This is a genomic window from Dyella sp. (assembly GCF_035503745.1).
Taxonomy (GTDB): Bacteria; Pseudomonadota; Gammaproteobacteria; order Xanthomonadales; family Rhodanobacteraceae; genus Dyella_B.
In genome coordinates, this window is record NZ_DATJTC010000002.1 from 93,850 (window position 1) to 112,277 (window position 18,428).

9 protein-coding genes are annotated in these 18,428 nt (G+C 62.9%); 4 read left to right on the forward strand and 5 right to left on the reverse strand.

Annotated features, from left to right (window positions below):
- Nucleotides 1-11 precede the first annotated feature (11 nt).
- Both VME63_RS00605 and VME63_RS00610 read right to left on the reverse strand, forming a co-directional pair.
- Nucleotides 12-1,586 carry a DHA2 family efflux MFS transporter permease subunit gene (locus VME63_RS00605; protein ID WP_325429177.1) on the reverse strand — a complete coding sequence of 525 codons (1,575 nt, stop codon included), beginning with the start codon at nucleotides 1,584-1,586 and terminating at the stop codon, nucleotides 12-14.
- Nucleotides 1,583-2,668, reverse strand: a complete 1,086-nt coding sequence (locus VME63_RS00610; protein ID WP_325429179.1) for an HlyD family secretion protein — start codon at nucleotides 2,666-2,668, stop codon at nucleotides 1,583-1,585. Before VME63_RS00610 ends, VME63_RS00605 begins: the two co-directional genes overlap by 4 nt.
- Before the next feature lie 208 nt (nucleotides 2,669-2,876).
- Between VME63_RS00610 and VME63_RS00615 the strand changes: the two genes are divergently transcribed.
- The gene (locus VME63_RS00615; RefSeq protein ID WP_325429181.1) at nucleotides 2,877-3,413 is read left to right on the forward strand and encodes a MarR family winged helix-turn-helix transcriptional regulator; all 537 of its coding nucleotides are present in this window, start codon (nucleotides 2,877-2,879) and stop codon (nucleotides 3,411-3,413) included.
- A 56-nt stretch (nucleotides 3,414-3,469) separates the two neighbouring features.
- Here VME63_RS00615 and VME63_RS00620 read toward each other — a convergent pair whose 3' ends face one another.
- Both VME63_RS00620 and VME63_RS00625 read right to left on the reverse strand, forming a co-directional pair.
- The gene (locus VME63_RS00620; RefSeq protein ID WP_325429183.1) at nucleotides 3,470-6,805 is read right to left on the reverse strand and encodes a hypothetical protein; all 3,336 of its coding nucleotides are present in this window, start codon (nucleotides 6,803-6,805) and stop codon (nucleotides 3,470-3,472) included.
- 308 nt (nucleotides 6,806-7,113) lie between these two features.
- Nucleotides 7,114-7,266 (reverse strand): hypothetical protein, encoded by a 153-nt coding sequence (locus tag VME63_RS00625; RefSeq protein WP_325429185.1) that lies wholly within the window; start codon nucleotides 7,264-7,266, stop codon nucleotides 7,114-7,116.
- Between the two features lie 158 nt (nucleotides 7,267-7,424).
- On the opposite strand from VME63_RS00625, the gene VME63_RS00630 reads away from it, so the two are divergent.
- The gene (locus VME63_RS00630; protein ID WP_325429187.1) at nucleotides 7,425-15,659 is read left to right on the forward strand and encodes a beta-1,3-glucanase family protein; all 8,235 of its coding nucleotides are present in this window, start codon (nucleotides 7,425-7,427) and stop codon (nucleotides 15,657-15,659) included.
- Nucleotides 15,660-15,838: 179 nt separating this feature from the next.
- Here VME63_RS00630 and VME63_RS00635 read toward each other — a convergent pair whose 3' ends face one another.
- The gene (locus VME63_RS00635; protein ID WP_325429189.1) at nucleotides 15,839-16,339 is read right to left on the reverse strand and encodes a Fic/DOC family N-terminal domain-containing protein; all 501 of its coding nucleotides are present in this window, start codon (nucleotides 16,337-16,339) and stop codon (nucleotides 15,839-15,841) included.
- A gap of 773 nt (nucleotides 16,340-17,112) precedes the next feature.
- Here VME63_RS00635 and VME63_RS00640 point away from each other — a divergent pair.
- Together VME63_RS00640 and VME63_RS00645 are read left to right on the forward strand one after the other, a co-directional pair.
- On the forward strand, nucleotides 17,113-18,024 hold the full coding sequence (locus VME63_RS00640) for a hypothetical protein (protein WP_325429191.1): 912 nt from the start codon (nucleotides 17,113-17,115) through the stop codon (nucleotides 18,022-18,024).
- A 29-nt stretch (nucleotides 18,025-18,053) separates the two neighbouring features.
- On the forward strand, nucleotides 18,054-18,401 hold the full coding sequence (locus VME63_RS00645; RefSeq protein ID WP_325429193.1) for a hypothetical protein: 348 nt from the start codon (nucleotides 18,054-18,056) through the stop codon (nucleotides 18,399-18,401).
- Nucleotides 18,402-18,428: the final 27 nt, after the last annotated feature.

Sequence of the window (18,428 nt, forward strand, 5' to 3'; positions counted from 1 at the left end):
TCGAATGGCTGTCAGTGCATGGGCGCGGCTTCATGGCCGCCGTCCTTGACCGGCGAAAGAAACATCGCGGCGGGAATCATCAACACCGCCAGCACCGCGCAATAAAGAAAGACATCGCTGTACGCCAGCACCGAGGCCTGGTGCAGCATGGTCTGGAACGCGTGCCCGACCGCTTCGCTGTGCAGCGAGGTGGTGGCGCGGCCAAGCGCGCGCAGCGCCGCTTCGTTGCGTGCCACCAGCGCGTTGAACGACTCGTTGTACGGCGTCAGCCACGTGGACAAATGCGCCTGGCTGGCCTGCGCGCGTTCGGTCACCAGGGCGGTGGAGATGGAAATGCCGATCGAGCCGGACACGTTGCGAAACATCACAAACAGCGACGACCCATCCGCGCCCAGCGACTTGGGCAAGGTGTGATAGGCCATGATGCTGATCGGCACGAACAGGAAAGCCAGGCCCGCCGTCTGGAAACCGCGCATGGTCACCAGCGTGCGGAAATCGACGTCCGGAGAAAGGGTGTTGGAGTAGCGCAACGCCAGCACCATCAGGCCAAAGCCGATGCCGATGAGGTAGCGCAACTGGACCACTTTCATCAGCCGTCCCACGAAGGGGATCAGCAAGATCACCACCACGCCGCCAGGCGCCAGGATCAAGCCCGACCACGTCGCGGTGTAGCCGAGCGTGGTTTGCGCCAGCTGCGGAATCAGCACGGCCGTGCCGTAGAGAATCGAGCCCATGCCGATAATCAGGATGCAGCTGATGGCAAAGTTGCGGTCCTTGAACACATCCAGATTCACGATCGGCTTTTTCGCCACCAGCAGCCACGCCACTGCACCGACCAGGCCCGCCGCCGCGATGATCGCCATGTGCACGATGAAGGGCGACTGGAACCAGCCTTCGTCTTCGCCGCGATCCATCATTACCTGCAGGCAGCCCAGTCCCAGCGTGATCAAGGCCAGGCCGATGTAATCGACCGAGCGCTTGCGCTTGACCGCCCACGGCGGATCCTCGACCAGCGCATTGACCGCCAGGCACGCAAAGATGCCGACCGGAATGTTGATGAAGAAAATCCAGCGCCAGGATGCGTTGTCAGTGATGACGCCACCCAGGACCGGACCCAGCACCGGCGCCACCACCGTGGCGATGGACGTGATCGCGAATGCGGCGCCGCGCTTCTGCGGCTCGAACGAGTCGAGCACGATGCCTTGCTGGTTGGGCTGCAGGCCGCCGCCGAAAAAGCCTTGCAGCAGACGGAACACGATCAGCTGCGGCAGGCTCTGCGCCAGGCCGCACAACAGCGAGCAGACCGTGAACATCGCGATGCAGATCAGGAAGTAGCGCTTGCGGCCGATCACCGTGCCGAGCCAGCCGGAAATGGTCAGCACGATGCCGTTGGCGACCAGGTAGGAGGTGAGCGTCCAGGTGGCATCGTCCGGACTGCTCGACAAGCTGCCGGCGATGTGCGGCAGCGCCACGTTGACGATGGTGGTGTCGAGAATTTCCATGAACGCCGCCAGCGTCACCACCACCGCGATCACCCACGGATTGCCCCGCGGTTTCCATGCGACATCATGGACGTCGGCGCTCATTTCAGTTCCACCGTCGGTTCGACCGAAAGGTTGAGCGGCAGCGGCTGGTTGGGATTCAGGCCGGAGTCGATCAGGATCTTCACCGGCACGCGCTGCACGATCTTCACGAAGTTGCCGGTGGCGTTTTCGGCCGGAAAGGCGGTGAATCTGCCGCCGGAACCGTCCTGGATGCTATCGACGTGGCCCTTGAGCCTGAGATCGGGATACGCATCGACGTCGATCGTCACGCGCTGGCCGGGGTGCATGTGCGCCAGTTGCGTTTCCTTGAAGTTGGCCGTTATCCACACTTGCGGGCTGACGATGGCGAAGATCTGCTGGCCGGTCTGCACGTAGTCGCCTTTCTCGACGCCACGCTTGGTGATCCAGCCGTCTTGCGGCGCGGTGACATTGCACCAGCCGACATTGAGCTTGGCCTGCTCCAGATCGCCCTGCGCCAGTTTCACCTGGCCCTGCAGTTGCTCCACGCGCGCCTGCGCTTCTTCGATGTTCAATTGCACCGGCTGGGCGATGCGCGCCTGCGCCTGCGCCTGTGCCACGTCGCTTTGCGCGGCGTTGCGGTCGGCGGTGGCGAAGTCGATGTCATGCGAGGTGGTGGCTTCCTTGGGAATGCCGTGCTGGCGCTGGTATTCCGACTCCGCCTTGAACAGGTCCGCGCGCTCGGAGGCCAGCGTGGCTTGGGCCGCGGCGTACTTGGCGGGGTAGGTGACCTTGGCCAGGCTCAGATCCGCCTGCGCTGCCGCCAACTGGCCCTGCGCGGCCTCCAGCGCACCGCGGGCGTGCTCGCGCGTGGCGACATAGTCGGTGCATTCCACGCGGATCAGCACCTGGCCCTTGTGCACGAACTGGTTGTCGTTGACATCCAGTTCGGCGACGTAGCCGGCCACATGCGGCGCGATGGTGATCGCGCGGCCATCGGTGTAGGCGTCGTCGGTGGACACCTCGCGGCCGGACATCACCGTGTACGCCGCGCCGCCGGCCACCAGTAGCGCCGCCACCGCCACCAGCGCGATCCGCTTCTTGCGGGGCATCGGCTGCCGCGTTGGCTGGGCCGCTGCCTCTTCCTGTTTATCGGTATTGCTCATGACCCACTCCTCCAATATCGGGCTGGCTGGCGCCGATCGCGAGCCATGCCGTAATTTGTATGGTGACGAACAATACGCTTGCGAAGTAAATATGTCAAGCGACATACAATTTGGAGACGTATTATTTGTCGCGAGGGGTTCAGCTCCCCGAGGCAACTTGTCAAGTACCATACAGTCCATGTGTCGAACTTTTATGGGAGATAGGCCGTTGAAAGATAAGGAAATACCGGTTCTCACGAACTACCCGACCCACGCCCTGCGCGAGGCCTATCTGAAGCGCTTCCCGATCGAGGCGGCCCAGCGGCTGGAGACGGTGTTTACCCTCAGGGTGGCGAGCCAGCAGATCATCAACGTGTTGAACGGATGGCTGGAGGGCACCGCCGGCTCCCCCACGCGCTTCCAGACCCTGGCGTTGTTATGGGGCGCGGGCGATCGCCCGGTGCCGCACCAGGAAATCATCGCGGCGCTGCAGGTCAAGCGCGCCACCGTGTCGGCGATGATGTATTCGCTGGAACAGGAAGGCATGGTGCAGTCGGTAGGCGATCAGACCGATCGTCGCCGGCTGCTCGCCACGCTCACCGAAAAGGGCCGCGACATTTTCACCAGCGCGATGGATCTCAACGCGCGCCGCCTGGCCAAGGTATTCGCCGACGTGCCGGTGGAAGAGATGGTGGCGCTGCAGAACACGCTGATGCGGATGCGCGACCGCTTCGTTAAGTACGCCGAAGAAGAAGCCACGTCCTGACCCGGGGGTGCCCTGCCGTTGCGGCGGGGGCACCGGATATCCACCGCGTGGCGCGCTTAATGCGGAAGGCGGCGCAACACGATCGAGACCGGGATCGACGGATGATGCCGGTGCACCCGCACCGAAATGACGATGCGGTCTTCCCAGGCCTCGCGCACACGCTCCTCGATGGCGCGTTCGGTAGCGTGGAAGCGGTGTTCGTGACCATGCTCGGTGCGCAGCAGGAATCCTTCGAAATCCCCGAAGCGGTCATAGAGCAATCCTTCCACCTTGCCAGTGAATTCCTCGGCCCCGTGCGTGTGATGATGTACGCCGCCGCCGCCGCCGCTTCCAGCCGGAAGCGGAATGCCGGTGGGCGAGGGCAGGATGGTGGTCGGATCGCCGCCGAAGCCGACGATGCGTCCGGCCACGTAGGTCAAATAACGCTGCAACACCCGATACCAGCGGTCGCCGGGCGCGAGCTGGCTGAGCCGCCACAGCATGATCGCGTAGGTGTTTTCTTCGGCCGGCAGCAGCGATTCCTCCAGCGCGACCGGAATCGTCACCTGGAACGTGCCCACCACATAACGCCAGTTGCGCTGCGTGGCGGCGGCGTTCACCTCGGCCGCGACGCGTGCCGAAGCCCGCGCAACTTCAATGTCGACCACGCGCCGGGTGGAGAGCCGCCGTACTACGATATCGAACTGCTGGCCTGCGCGAACACCGGTGGGCAGGTCGACGGTGAACAGTCCCGCCAGCCGCTCCGTGCTCCCGATCGGAATCGGCACGCATGTCACCCCGCCTTTCACCGTGCATTGCACGGTGGACGGATCGGCAACGCTCAGTTCATCGGTGCCATATAGCCGTCTGGCCATCCGTACTACTTCCAGCGCCTGCGCTTGCGGCCAATAAATCGTGGCGGTGCTGCCGGCTGGCGTGTTACCCCAATCGATCATCAGTTCATCGGGGTAATCCAATAGCTCACCGCCCGTGTCGCTGATCGGCGGACTGGGCCGCAGGTCGAACGTTTGCGGTATGCGATGCGCGGCGGGACCGCCGGGATTGCCCGACGGCGTGATCTGCAGATTGCGCTGGGCCAGCTTGTCCGAATTGGCCGGTCCCACGGTAATGCCGTTGGCGTTGATGATGGGCGCGTCGTCATAGGCGATCTGCGCCACCAGGCAATGATGCGTACCGCGCGCCTTCCAGTTGTAGGCGCCGCTGTAGACATCGAGGAAGCAGCCGAAATACACCGAGGTATCGCCGCTTGCATCCACAGTGATCGGCTTGACGTTGATGCCGCCCGCACCGTAGTCGCCGGCCGCCGAGCCGCTGGCGAAGAACGGCGTCGTGGAGCCATCGGGCGCGGCCAGCGGCTGGTCCGGCCATCCGCTGGCGTCGAGCATGCTTTTGTATGAGGTGGCGGGTTGATAGTCGGTATCGTTGCTCTGCGTAAGAAACAGGCGGAAGAACACCTTCACCGGATCGGCCTTGGTGCCGGCGGGCCCGCGCAGTCGCACGCGCGCGATGGCGAAGTTGTAATTGGTATGGCCGTCGGTGGTCGGCGTGACGGACGAATCGCCCGATGAGGTGGCGCTTGGAAACGAGGCAAAGGGATTGTTGTTGCCCGCATCGGTGAACTGCGCCGAACCATTCATGTAGTTGAGCACGCCTTCGATGAAGGCGCTGGCGGCGGTGGGGTCCTGCCCGTTCGGATCGCTGGTGCTGAAGGTCACCGGGATACCGGGCACAGACGGCTTCGTGACCGGATTGATGGTGAAGACGCAAAGATCCTGGCTCAGCCAGAACACGTTGTCGGTTTGAGGGTTGATGTTCTCGAAATAAGGGTCGGCACCGGCCACCAGTTCGATGGTGGTTTCGGCCGTGTACGCCTTGCCGGCCACCGTGATGCCGGCTTGCAGCAGCATCTGCACGGGGTTGGCATTGCCGGTGGGAAACGCGCTCATGGCCGCGCCGGAAAACTGTACGCTGTAGGGAATCATCACGCGCTGCGCCTGCGTCGCCACCAGGCTTCCGCGCGTGATGGAAATGCCGCTGATCGCGCTGAACGCGCCACCCAGCGTCAGCGCATTGGCATTGATGGCGGCCTGTACCTGGCTCTTGCTGTAGCCGTCCACCACCAGCCAGAAGCTGTTGGAAAAGAGTGGAAACGTTTCGTTGGCGGAGGCTTCGTCATAACCGAAGCTGCCTTTGTCGACCGCAAAATAAAAATTCACAGCGGGGCGAGCCAGCCAGATCGCCGTATTGACATAGAACGCCTGCATGTCGGCAAGCACGCTGCCGCTGGCCGGTGCGGACATGGCGGGACCGAAGCCGGCGCGGCGGTCGGGCGTGGAGCCGCAGGGGTCGCCCACCAGGTTCAGGTCCAGGCAGTGGTGGAACGACGAATCGGTGACGATGCGTCCGACATTGGCACCGCGACCGTCGTAAGCGCACAGGATGCCGATCGTCGCCGCGGTGGTCGCCGAATCGTCCGTCGTAAAATTGAACGTCTCGCAACTGGACGACGCGTTCACGATGGTGCTGTGGCCGCCAGTGATGGTGCCCGTCGCCACCACCGCCGGCGCCGGCTGAAAGCCGCCTGCCGCCGGATACTCGGCGTAGTTTTGCCCATTGACGGTCATGGTGGCGCCGAGGTTGCTGGGCGTCACCACTTCGCCTTCGTGCATGTGATCGGGAAAGCGCGACAGCCCGCCGGTCGAACCTTCCAGGATCGGATGGACGATGTTGCTGGGAAAGGCCAGTTGTTGCGGCAGGTTGTCCGACTGGTCGTCGAAGGCGTATTGCGATGGCGTGTCGCTGGGATTCATCACCAGCGTATCGGCGCGCCCTACGCCCATATTGGGAAAGTTGGTGGCCCCGCCCCAATTGAGCGACGTCACGCTGCTGCCTGCGTAATTGATCGCGGTGCTGGGGTAGCCGGCTGGAAGATCCTGTGTGCGCACAAACCATTTGCGCATCGTGCGCACGCGCGGAATGCCGCCGCTGATGAACGAGCCCATGCCGGCGTGGTCGCCGGTGGCAAACACGCCGCCGCCCTGGTCCATGAAGGCGGTGATCGCGGCCACCTCTGCTGCGCTGATCGCGCCGCCCGGTGGTGGGTCGATGCCGTTCCATCCCTCGTAGCCGAGCAGCCAAAGCACGTCGTACTTGGCGATGCTTGCCGCCGTGAACACGAAGTTCTGGAAGGTGGCATGCGCGTCGGCGCGCCGATGCGCGGTATCCACCGAGATCGCCACGTCCGATCCCTGCGTCAGCAGATAAACAAGCTCCGAAACGGTGAACGTGTCGTCCGTTTCGTCCTGCGACGGGGCAAAGTTGATGCCAAGATGCGGCGGTACGTTTGCCTGGTAAGGGCCATCGCCCACGACAAGGACGTTGATCGCGGCCACAAAACCCCCCCCCCCCCCCGCGCGAGGCGCGGCGGCAGTTATTCGATTCACCTTAGCAAAGGCGGTGTGTACGGCGCGTCATGGGTTCATGATATTTAGACGTCTAAATGACTCAAGGGCACGTGGGTGGATCGCGCCTTACCCGGTGTATCACGCGACCGGTAAACAACGAACCGAAGCCGTGCCTGCTTTCGAACGTTTTCAGACCGAACGCTTTCGTAAGTCGCACTAAAGCTTGGAGGTATGTGCATCGCGCTTTGCGTTGGGTTGCATAGGAAGCAGATGCCCATCGCTCGGTAAGAAATGTGTCACGCCACGAAGATTGCGGCAGCGGTGTTCAGCAACGTGATGGACGTCTCTCTCTTGCGCATGCGTTTGGTCGCACCATAGCGCCGCTTTTTTAAATCGATCCAGCCACCGTCGGCGCACCGGGTGACAAGGTGTTCGTCATGCGCGCTCATGCGCCGGCATCGACTCAAGGCTCAAGTTGTCTAACAGGGGGACGACGGTGAGACTGCATACGTACGGCACATGGAAATGGGTGGTTTGGGCCGGCGATTCCGCCGGCCGTCGCCAGGGGATGCGGCAACACGGTTCCAGCGTTTGGCGGACCTTGCTGATGACGTTTGCAGCGCTGCTGGCTTTCGCCGGCTTGCCGCGTGCGCACGCGCAACAAGTCGAATCGACGCTGCCTTCCTCGCCGCGGCAGACGATCAACCTCGCCGCCGGCATGCCGCAATACGTCGGCAACGCCGGCAGCACCTCAAACGCGCCGCAGAGTCATTGGTGGTTTGAAAACACCAACAACTCCACCGCCTACGCAACGCAAAGCTTCAACGAAAGTACCGATGGCAGCGCTTCGTGGATGCAGGTGGGCCTGCCCTACGACGCCAACATACCGCGTACGTTCATCAACCAGGCATCCGGCGGCGGGCAGGGTTCGCTGACCGGCAACGACAACTGGTATCGGCTGCATTTCAAGGTCGATCCCAGCTACGCCGGGCAGAAATTTCTGCTCAAGTTGGAAGGTTCGCACACCGGCGTGCAGGTCTACATCAACGGCACGCTGCTTCCGGGCGTAAGCGCGGTGGCCGCCGACGCGCAGGCCACGCATGTGGTGGGCTTCATTCCGGTGATCGTGGATCTCACGCCGTACATCGCCGCGGACGGCAAGACCGACAACGTCATCGCCATCGATGTATCGCGCGGTGCGTCGTGGTTCGAACAGCCCGGTTTTTCCGGTGCGTTCCGCTTCGGCCAGGCGATGGCGGGTTTGTTCCGCAACGTGAAGCTCTACATCACCAACCCGGTGCACATTCCGCCCAACGTCTATTCGAACCAGAAGACCTGGGGCACCTATGTCGGTACGGTGTCGGAAGTGCCGGCCGCGCAGGGCACGGCGACCGCGGCGTCGGCGGTGGTCGAAGTGCAGACCAACGTGGTCAACGAAACCACCTCGACGCAGCAGGTCACGCTGACCACGCAGATCGTGGACGCCAAAGGCAACGTCGTTGCCACCGCACCGCCGGCAACGCAGGCGGTGCCGCCGATGACGGCCGCCAATTTCCCATCCGGCGCCACGCCGATGTTCGATCAGCAGATCACGATCGACAACCCGACGCTGTGGTATCCCAACAACGCCACCTGCGGCACGCCGCCGGTGCTGTGCGGCTCGCCGTATCTGTACAAGGTCTACCATATCGTCAGCGTCAACGGCGTGGTGGTCGATGCCACTCAGGACACGCTGGGCATCCGCACCATCACCTGGGATGCGAACTTCCCGTACTTCAACGGCCACGCGGTGTACCTGTGGGGCGGCTCGGGTCGTTACGACTATCCGGCGCTCGGTTCGTCCGTGCCCGACGAGCAAGTGTGGCGCGACATGCAGCAGATCGCCGCGCAAGGCGGCAATATCTGGCGCCCCGGCCATTCCACCAGCAGTGAAGAGCTGGTCGCCGCCGCCGACGCCTACGGCATCATGATCGACCAGCCCAGCGGCGACGGCGAAGGCTATTGGAACGCCAGCTCCAACCCCACCGCCGACGACCTGCAGCTGAAGCAGGAGCTGCATCGGGACATGATCATCCGCGATCGCAGCCATCCGTCCATTCTCGATTGGGAACGCGATAACGGCGGCATGAACACCACGCTCGCCAGCGAGCTGGGCACGATCGAAACCACCTGGGACAACATCAACCCGCGCGGGAGTGCCGATCGCACGTTCAGCCCGTCGTTCGGCCTGATCGACGAATGCGACGGCGCCGGCTGCGAAGCCGGCAACAAGCAGCAGAACCCGAACAATCCTGCGTTCGGTGCCGAATACTGGGACAACATGGGTACCGGCCGCGGCCTGGCCTATGATTACCAGCTGGCTTTCGCCGCACCGTATCTGGACGACTGGCGCAAGGGCAGGGAGGCCAACGCGTTCGGCATGGCGCAGTGGTATTTCGCCGAATCGCCCGGCGAAATCAGCCTCTGGGCCGAATACCAGAACAACCCGAACATGCTGAACTATGTGCGTTCGCTGGGTTACTCCTCCACCGACGCAAATCGTTTTCCGCGCCTGCTTTACTACATCTATCAGGCCAACTGGATTCCCTATACGGTGCAGCCGGTGGTGCATTTGGCGCATCACTGGAACCGCGCCTACGAATACACCCCCGGTACGCCGCTGCAAGAGAACGCCTTCAGCAACTGCCCGGGCGTGCGTTTGTTGATCAACGGCGTGCCCAACGATCCGGCTACCGGTACGGTGCTGCAGGATCAGGTGCCCAATCCGTGGAACATCAATTCCAGTAGCAATCTCACGCAAAACACCACCGTGATGCCGGGCCAGGTGCACTGGATGGTGAACTGGGCGCCGGGCACGGTAACCGCCCAATGCCTGGATGCGAACGGCAATCCGGTGCCAGGCGTCAGCGACACGCGCACCACCGCCGGCCCCGAAGCCAAGATCGTGCTTAGCGTCGTGCCCGACGTGACCAAGCCCGACGGCAGCAGTTTCCAGTGGACCGCCAACGGTTCGGACGCCGCCTTCGTGGTGGCGCAGGTGGAAGATGCCGACGGCAACCTCGTGCCCACCGCGGCGGACAACGTCACCTTCTCGGTGTCCGGCCCTGCCACCTACATGGGCGGCACGCAGCAGCTGGTAGCCGATCCGTCGTGGACGAATTACTACCAGGATGCTTTCTCGCAAGCCAACGCCAATGTGATCCAGGGCCTGCCGTATGCGTTCTTCCATTCACCCGGCGATCCGGAGCTGAACTTCGAAGGCGGTTTGCAGAAGATCGCGCTGCGCAGCACGTTCACGCCGGGCACCGTCACCATCACCGCCAGTGCGCCCGGTCTTGCCAGCGGCAGCGTCACCTTAAGTTCGGTGGCACCGCCCGCGCCGGTGCAGAACCAGGCGCCGGCGATCATCGTGGCGCCGGTCAGCGCGCAGACGACTTCCGGCTACACCGCCACCTTCAGTGTGGTGGCGTCCGGCTCGGGCACGCTGCAGTATCAATGGTCCGACAAGAACGGCCCCATTGCCGGCGCCACCAGCGCCATCTACACCACGCCGCCGACCACCGCGGCCAACAGCGGCGATACCTTCACGGTGACGATCGCCAACAGCCAAGGTTCGGTGACATCGACGCCGGTGACGCTAACGGTCGATGCGCCGGCCGACGTCGTCATCAGCACGCAGCCGGTGTCGCAGGCGGTCGTGGTGGGTGAATCGGCCACGCTCACGGTGGCGGCCACCGGTTCGCCGCCGCTCGGCTACCAGTGGTACCAGGCAGGCGTCGGCGCCATTGCCGGTGCGACCAGCGCCACCTACGTCACGCCGATCTTCAACACCGCCGGCAGCGCGAGCTACTACGCGGTGGTGACCAACGACATCGATTCGGCGCAATCGAACAACGCAACCGTGACGGTCGGCGCGGCGACGCCGGTATCGTTCACCACGCAGCCGGTCAATGCGATCGTGCCGGTGAACGAGCCGGTGCAGATCACCGCCGTGGTCGCCGGTTCCGCGCCGTATACGTATCAATGGCAATTCACCGCCGCGGGCGGTTCGCCCATCATCTTGAGCAGCGGCACCTCGCAGTCGAACACGCTCAGCTACACCATCGCGGCGGTGAGCGCGGCCAATGTCGGTGCGTATACAGTGACGGTGAACAACGCCGCCAGCGCGCCGGCTACCAGCAACGCCGCGCAGATCACGCTCGCGCCGCCGGGCACCAACCTGGCGCTCGATGCCGTGGCCACCTCCAGCAGCACGCAGAACGCGTGCACCGACGGCACCACCTCGCCGCCGTATTCGGGCACCGGTTGCCTGGGTCCGGAGAACGCGGTGGACGGCAATCTTTCCTCGCGCTGGGGTTCGGCCACGGCCAATGCGCCGCCGACGCCGGCCGTGCCGGGCGTAGATCCGTCGTGGCTGCAGATCGACCTGGGTTCGACGCAGTCATTCAATACCGTCGTCATCAATTGGGAAAACGCGTACGCGACGCAGTACCAGATCCTTTACACCAACCAGGATCCCGCGACCCATCCGACCTGGCAGGTTGCCACGACCAACAACGCCGGCGTGGGCGGCACCGAAACGCTGACCTTCCCAACCGTCAGCGCCCGCTACATCCGCTTGAACGGCACCCAGCGCGCCACGCAGTACGGCTATTCGGTCTACGAATTTCAGGTCTACAACGTGCCCCAATGCGGCGGCAGCAGCGAGCGCTACACCGTCAATGCCGCCAACCCGAACCTGGTGACGGACAACCTCACCGGTCTTACCTGGACGCGTACGGTGATGACCTACACCACGCCCGGTTCGCAGTTCACCGGCGTGAATGCGCAGTCGTATTGCGCGGGTATCAACATGCGCGTGCCCACGCAGTCTGAAGCGACCACCATCAGCGGCGCCAACAACAACACGTGTGCGTTCTCCGGTACGTGGAGCACGTGGACGTCCACCGTCGATCCGGATGACTCCACCAAGAGCGCGGTGGTGAACTTCGACGGCACCTCCTCCTACCAGGTCACCGACAACTACCCTGGCGCCACGCTGTGCACCGCCGGCACGGATGCCGGTGCCGCGCCCACCATCACCACGCAACCGGCCAACGCATCGGTGACCGTGGGACAAACCGCCACCTTCACCGTGGCGGCCACCGGCCTTGGCAGCGTGAGCTATCAGTGGCTGAAGAACGGCACGCCGATCATCGGTGCCACCCAGCCCAGCTACACCACGCCCGCCACGGCGGTGACCGACAACGGTTCGGTGTTCACGGTAGCGGTGGGCGATGTGTTCGGCGCCACCACCAGCAGCGCCGCTACGCTTGCCGTGCAGCAGAACCTGTGCACGGCCGTGCCCGGCGCACCCAATGGCCTGGCGGCGTCGCTCAGCGGGTCCGGCCCGGTAAACCTGAGCTGGGGGGCAAGCACCGCGGGCAGCGGCTGCAACGTGAGCTACACGATCTACCGCAGCGAAGTGAATGGCTTCACGCCGTCAGGCGCCAACCAGATCGCCACCACTTCGGGCACCACTTATGCGGACGCGAGCGTGGCGGCGGCAGCCACGTACTACTACATCGTCCAAGCCAGCGATTCGGCCGGCGCCTCGGCATCGTCCAACACCGCCACGGTGACCACGCCGGTTTCCACCTGCACCAGCCAGTGCACCAGCCCGGATGCGATCGCGATCAGCGCGGGCGGACCCGGCGCGGGCTACTTCGCCGCCGATGAAGATTTCAACGGCGGCACGCCGTCGGGCAGCAATGCCGCCATCAACATCAATGGCGTCACCCATCCCGCACCGCAGTCGGTGTACCAGAACCAGCGCTTCGGCAACTTCAGCTACACGCTGCCCGGCCTCACGCCCGGCACCACCTACGTGGTGCGCCTGCACTTCGCCGAGTTCTACTGGACCAAGCCGGGCCAGCGCGTGTTCAACGTCAGCATCAACGGCACGCAGGTGTTGAGCAATTTCGACATCCTTGCCGCGGCGGGCGGGCAGGACATCGCCATCGCCGAGCAATTCGCCGCCACCGCCAATGCGCAGGGCCAGATCGTGCTGCAGTTCGCGTCGGTCATCGACAACGCGGCCGTCAACGGCATCGAAGTGCAGAACGCGACGGCCAGCAACACGCCGCCCGGTGCACCGTCTAACCTCACCGCCACCACCGCCTCGTCCAGCCAGATCAATCTGAGCTGGACGGCTTCGGCCACCTCCGGCGTCACCTACACGGTGTTGCGCAATGGCGCACCGGTGAGCAACGGCCTCACCGGCAACACCTACAGCGACACGGGGCTGACATCCTCCACCACGTACTCCTACACCATCGAAGCGGTGGATACGGCCGGCACGTCGATGGCCTCCAACACCGCCACCGCCACCACCTTCGACGTGGATTGCGTATCCGGCTGCGGCACGGATGCGCTGGCGATCAGCGCAGGCGGCACCGCCTCGGGCGATTACGCGGCCGACGAGTACTTCAACGGTGGCGGCACCTCCGGCACGGGCGCAACCATCAACACCGCCGGTGTCACCAACCCAGCGCCGCAGTCGGTCTACCAGCACCAGCGCTCGGGCAACAACTTCAGCTACACGCTGCCCGGCCTCACCGCCGGCGCCACCTACACGGTGCGGTTGCACTTCGACGAGTTCTACTGGACGCAAGCGGGCCAGCGCGTGTTCAACGTCGCCATCAACGGCACGCAGGTGTTGAGCAAGTTCGACATCATCGCTACCGCGGGCGGGCAGGACATCGCCGTCGTCGAACCCTTCACCGCCACGGCGAATGTGCAAGGCCAGATCGTGCTGCAATTCACCACCATCACGGACAATGCCGAGATCAACGGTATCGAAGTGATCGCGCCGCCGCCGGGCTCGCCCAGCAGCCTCACTGCCACTGCCGTGTCGTCGAGCCAGATCAACCTGAGCTGGGTGGCTTCCTCCGCCAGTGGCGTGGTCTATGACGTGTTCCGCAGCACCAGTGCCGGCTTCACGCCATCCAGCGCCAACCAGATCGCCACCGTCAGCAGCAACAGCTACTCCGATACGGGCCTGGCGGTGAACACCACGTATTACTACGTGGTGGAAGCCTCCAGCGCGGCCGGCACTTCCGCGCCGACGCAACAGGCCAGCGCCAGCACCATGGCCATTCCCAATGCGCCGACCAACCTTACGGCGACCGCGGCATCCAGCAGCGAGATCGATCTGAGCTGGCTTGCCTCGACCACCTCGGGCGTCACGTACACGGCGCTGCGCAACGGTACCGCCGTGGCAAGCGGCCTCACCGGCACCGCCTACGCCGACACCGGGCTAGCCGCTTCGACCACGTATACCTACGTGGTCGAAGCGGTGAACGCGGCCGGTACGTCGCCAGCCTCCAACACCGCCATCAGCACCACCGCCGCACCGCCCACGGCAACGGCGCCGAGCATCAGCACGTCGCCCAGCAGCCAGACGGTAACGATCGGCCAGACCGCCACCTTCAGCGTGGCGGCCAGCGGCAGTGCGTTGACCTACCAGTGGTACAAGAACAACGTGGCCATCGACGGCGCCACCGGTTCCACCTATACGACGCCGGGCACCACCGCCGGCGACAACGCCAGCGCGTTCACCGTCACGGTGACCAACTCCTCCGGCTCCGCCACGTCGTCCGCTGCCACGCTGAGCGTCAACACCTCGCCCAGCTACACCGTGGTGCCGGGCTACATCGTTACCGACCTCAACAACAACACCAACGGCCACTGGTCCGATAGCCAGATCTACGTCGAAATTCTCGGCAACGATCCGGTCACCGGCGTGCTGTCGTGGGTCAACTACAACGGCACGCTCACACCGGCCAACGTCGCGGACAACACCGCCAGCAACGCGCTGGTGGCGCCGAACGGGCAAACCTATCCCAACTACGCCTTCACCCTGGCCCAGGCCAACCACACGTTGTTATTGCCGCCGCTCACCGCCGGCCGCATCTACATATCCGAAGGCAGTCCGCTGTACATGTCGATCGTGGCTGGCGCCAATGGCGGCAACAACGGCTATGCCGGGCCCAACCCGTTGAACACCACCGATCCCAACATCAACGTGCACTACGACTGGTATGAGTTCACCTACGGCAGCAACGGCGGCATCTTCATCAACACCACCCAGGTGAACCAGTTCGGCCTGCCGCTGCTGTTGGACGTGTGGGCGTCCAACGAAACCTTCCACATGCAGGTGGGCATCAACGAATCGATCGCCAACATCGACCAGGAATACATCAATCAGACACCCGCCGCGTTCCACACGCCTGCGCCGAACAATCTGCGCATCATCGCACCCGCGCAGACCACCTTCGGCAACGGCGGCACCAACGGCAACTACTTTGACAGCTACATTGCCAATGCGTGGACGCAATACGGCACCGCGCCGTTGACCCTCACCGTCAGCGGCCGCCAGTTCACCGGTACCGCTTCGGGTAGCACTCTCACTTTCAGCGAAGTGAATCCGTCGGCCGCCAACGTGGGTGAAACCTTCGTGGTGCAGCAACCGTCCACCCAGGACATCCTGCAATGCGCCGGCACCATGGCCAGCGGCGTGGCGGGCGGCACGCCGCAGCAACAAGACGAAAACGCCATCCAGCTGCAACTGGAAAACCAGATCTGCGCAGCCACCAACCGCGGCGTGCTGCTGACACCGGGCAGCTGGGCCAACGCGTCGACGTACTATCAATCTTCGCCCGCCAACTTCTACTCGTGGTTCTGGCATCAGCACTCGGTCGGCGGACTGGCTTACGGCTTCTCCTACGACGACAACAACAACCAGAGCACCACCATCGCCACGCAGAATCCGGAGCACATGGCGTTTGGTATTGGTTGGTAAGGCGTGAACCCATCGAGCCGGCCTAGGACCCGGCTCGATCAGTGGTAGGGCGGCATGTCCACATCGGCATGCCGCCTTTTTCTTTAGGTGCAATCAATCGGCGCGCGCCTTGGCGGCAAGAGCACCATGTGCGTGCTGACAAATAGGTCGTGTCACGTATGACCTTAACCCGCACGCCGCTACACGCGCACCAGTTCCATCAGTGGTTCAAATCGGTATATCGCCGGGCGGCGTCCGGCCGCTTCGCGTACCACCTGGAGGATGCCGTTATTGAGCAAGACCCGGGTAAAGCGGGCAGCAGTTTGTGACGGTATGCCGGCATTGCGCGTAAAGCGGCTGTTGTTGAACACCGGATTGGTAAACAAATAGTCCAGCGCCGCCACGGCGTATTTGGACGCTAAAAACTCAATAAAGCGCGGTTTCGTCTCGTCGTAGAAATCACTGATGTGTTGTGTGGCTTCCAGCTGGAGGATTTCGTCCAGGGTGCTGGTGGTGCCTTCCATGCGCGAGGAGACCACCGCTTCCTGTCCGCGCAACGGTGCAAGAAAGATTTCACTGTTGTGCAGGCTGCGTAGCATCTGGTCGTAGCGAGCCAGCGCGGTAGTGGCACTCAGCAGTCCTGGCATGAGCCGGGCCAGATTCAACAAAGGGGGGCTTGCCGAGGTGATAATGAATGGCATGGCTGATGTCCAAATTCACGGTCGGACCCTTCGCGCCTGATCTTTTATCATTAACAATGTTTAATTTATTGACAACAAAAGCGGGCATCTCACAAAGGGTGCCGTGCGAAGACGGCAAAAAGTCGTTGCCCCATCGCTTATCGTTTCGGCCGACCAGGTTGAAAAATGGCCCTCACCCGATAAGCACGACCCTGCGGGGGCTGTTGGGTGTTCCTTAGACGAAGGGGTGTTCGGGCTACTTCCGCTTTCCCGCAAGGCTTTCAAGATACGCACCAGGCATGTCGGCCACCGCATCGGCATAGCGGCCGGTCTGTGCGTCCGTGCGCTGGCTTTCCGAAAAACCCTTGCCCCCGCGCTGAGCGTGGTGGCGATTAAGTCACCTGCCAACACTGCTTTGAGCCAGGGACCTTGGGCAGCACCTCTGCACATGCAATGTCGCCATCGCGCGCAAATCCGCTAGCGGCCATCTATCGACAACCTTCGCCGAAGAGGTGGAGCTGTCGATGTGGCCTGGCGGCGACGCCTGGGCTGGACCCCATCGCCAGGGCATCCATCACACAGCGCAGGCAGGAGGGTGGCTCACGAGGATTCGCAACTTCTTGTGCGCGCCTCTCACGGTACGGATGCCGGGCTCCTCCGTTTGTCGGCGCATGCATCCAGCAAGAAATGCAGTCACTAACCATTGACGATGGCTTCACTGCTAAATTGTTAGCTTCGTCACGTTTTCCGATGCCGCGTGAACGCCGCATCGCTGACCACGGGGGAAGGGGATCATGAACTTGAAGCTAGGCATCGCCCTGCTAGGGGCGAGCACGCTGTGCGCCTGCGCATCCATGGCCCCAGTGACGCAAGAACAGAGTGCCACAAAGCAATTTGCGGCCGGTGCCCACGCGGTGGATTCTGCGGAAATCGCTTTTTTACGCCAAGTGCAAAATAGCGAATGCATCAGCGACTTTTACAGCGCCGCCTTCGCGTTCGCGACGGCGGATAAGGATCCTCGCACGCATCAATACGTTGCTTCGCCGCTGGATCTCTTGCCTGTTTGCCAGCCCAAAGAACTGACCGCCGCCCAATTGCAAACGCGCCAGTCATTGATGGATGCGCTCGCTGCCTACGGCGATGCCATGCAAACGCTGATGAATGGCAACAGCGACCAGACGCTGGATACGGACGGCGAAACGATGGCGAAGGCGATCCAAGGCGTCGCCAAGCAGGAAGGTTTTACATCCATTGGCGGCAACGAAGTGGCAGGTCTTAATGCTGCCGTGATTGCCGTTACGCAATGGGTCATCGATCGTCACGAGTATGACAATGTCAAGGATGCGGCGGCGAAGGTGGAGCCGTCCTTGGAGATTATCGTCAATGCCCTCAAGGCTGCGAACACGAATGATGCTGCCGGAATCCAGGTAAAACTGAACGGAGTAAAGAACGAATTTCAGATCGCCATGTTGGCGGCGCGGGCTCATCGGGGCGCGGCGAGCTTCATGGATGTTGCCAACGCCCACGCCTTGCTCAGTTCGCTTGCCGTGCCGTCGGACGTGACGCAGCTAAACAAAGCGCTCGATGCACTGGTTACAAGTAACAAAGCCATGGCCAGCGGCGACAAGGCAAGCGCGGTGCAGGAGATTTCAAACCTGGTCAGCGAAGGTCAGAAGGCTGTTGCGGTCTACAACGCTTCTAAGTGATGACGTGAATCTTGACCGAGGGGTAAGTCATGACAAGCACAATGTCGCAACAGAACATTTTGAATGCCATACAGGCGATCCAGAATGCGGCCAATTTGCTGACCAGCCAGATTAGCGACGCCACCGATCCGGTATCTGCCATAAAGCTCAATCATGCGTACCAGCAGCTCAACGCGTGCCTTAGCCAGCTTCTGCAGTTGCAGAATGTGCGCGATGACGCGACGTTCAAGTCTTCGGTCGCCAATATCAAGGCGCAGACCAATACCCTGCAGACGGACGAAAAATCCATCAAGGGACTTATCAGCGATGTCGGTACTGCCACGAAGGTACTGGGCTATGTCGCCGACGCGGTAGGATTCATCGCCAAGATCGCATGACGGATCTGACTATCGACGGGTTTCAGG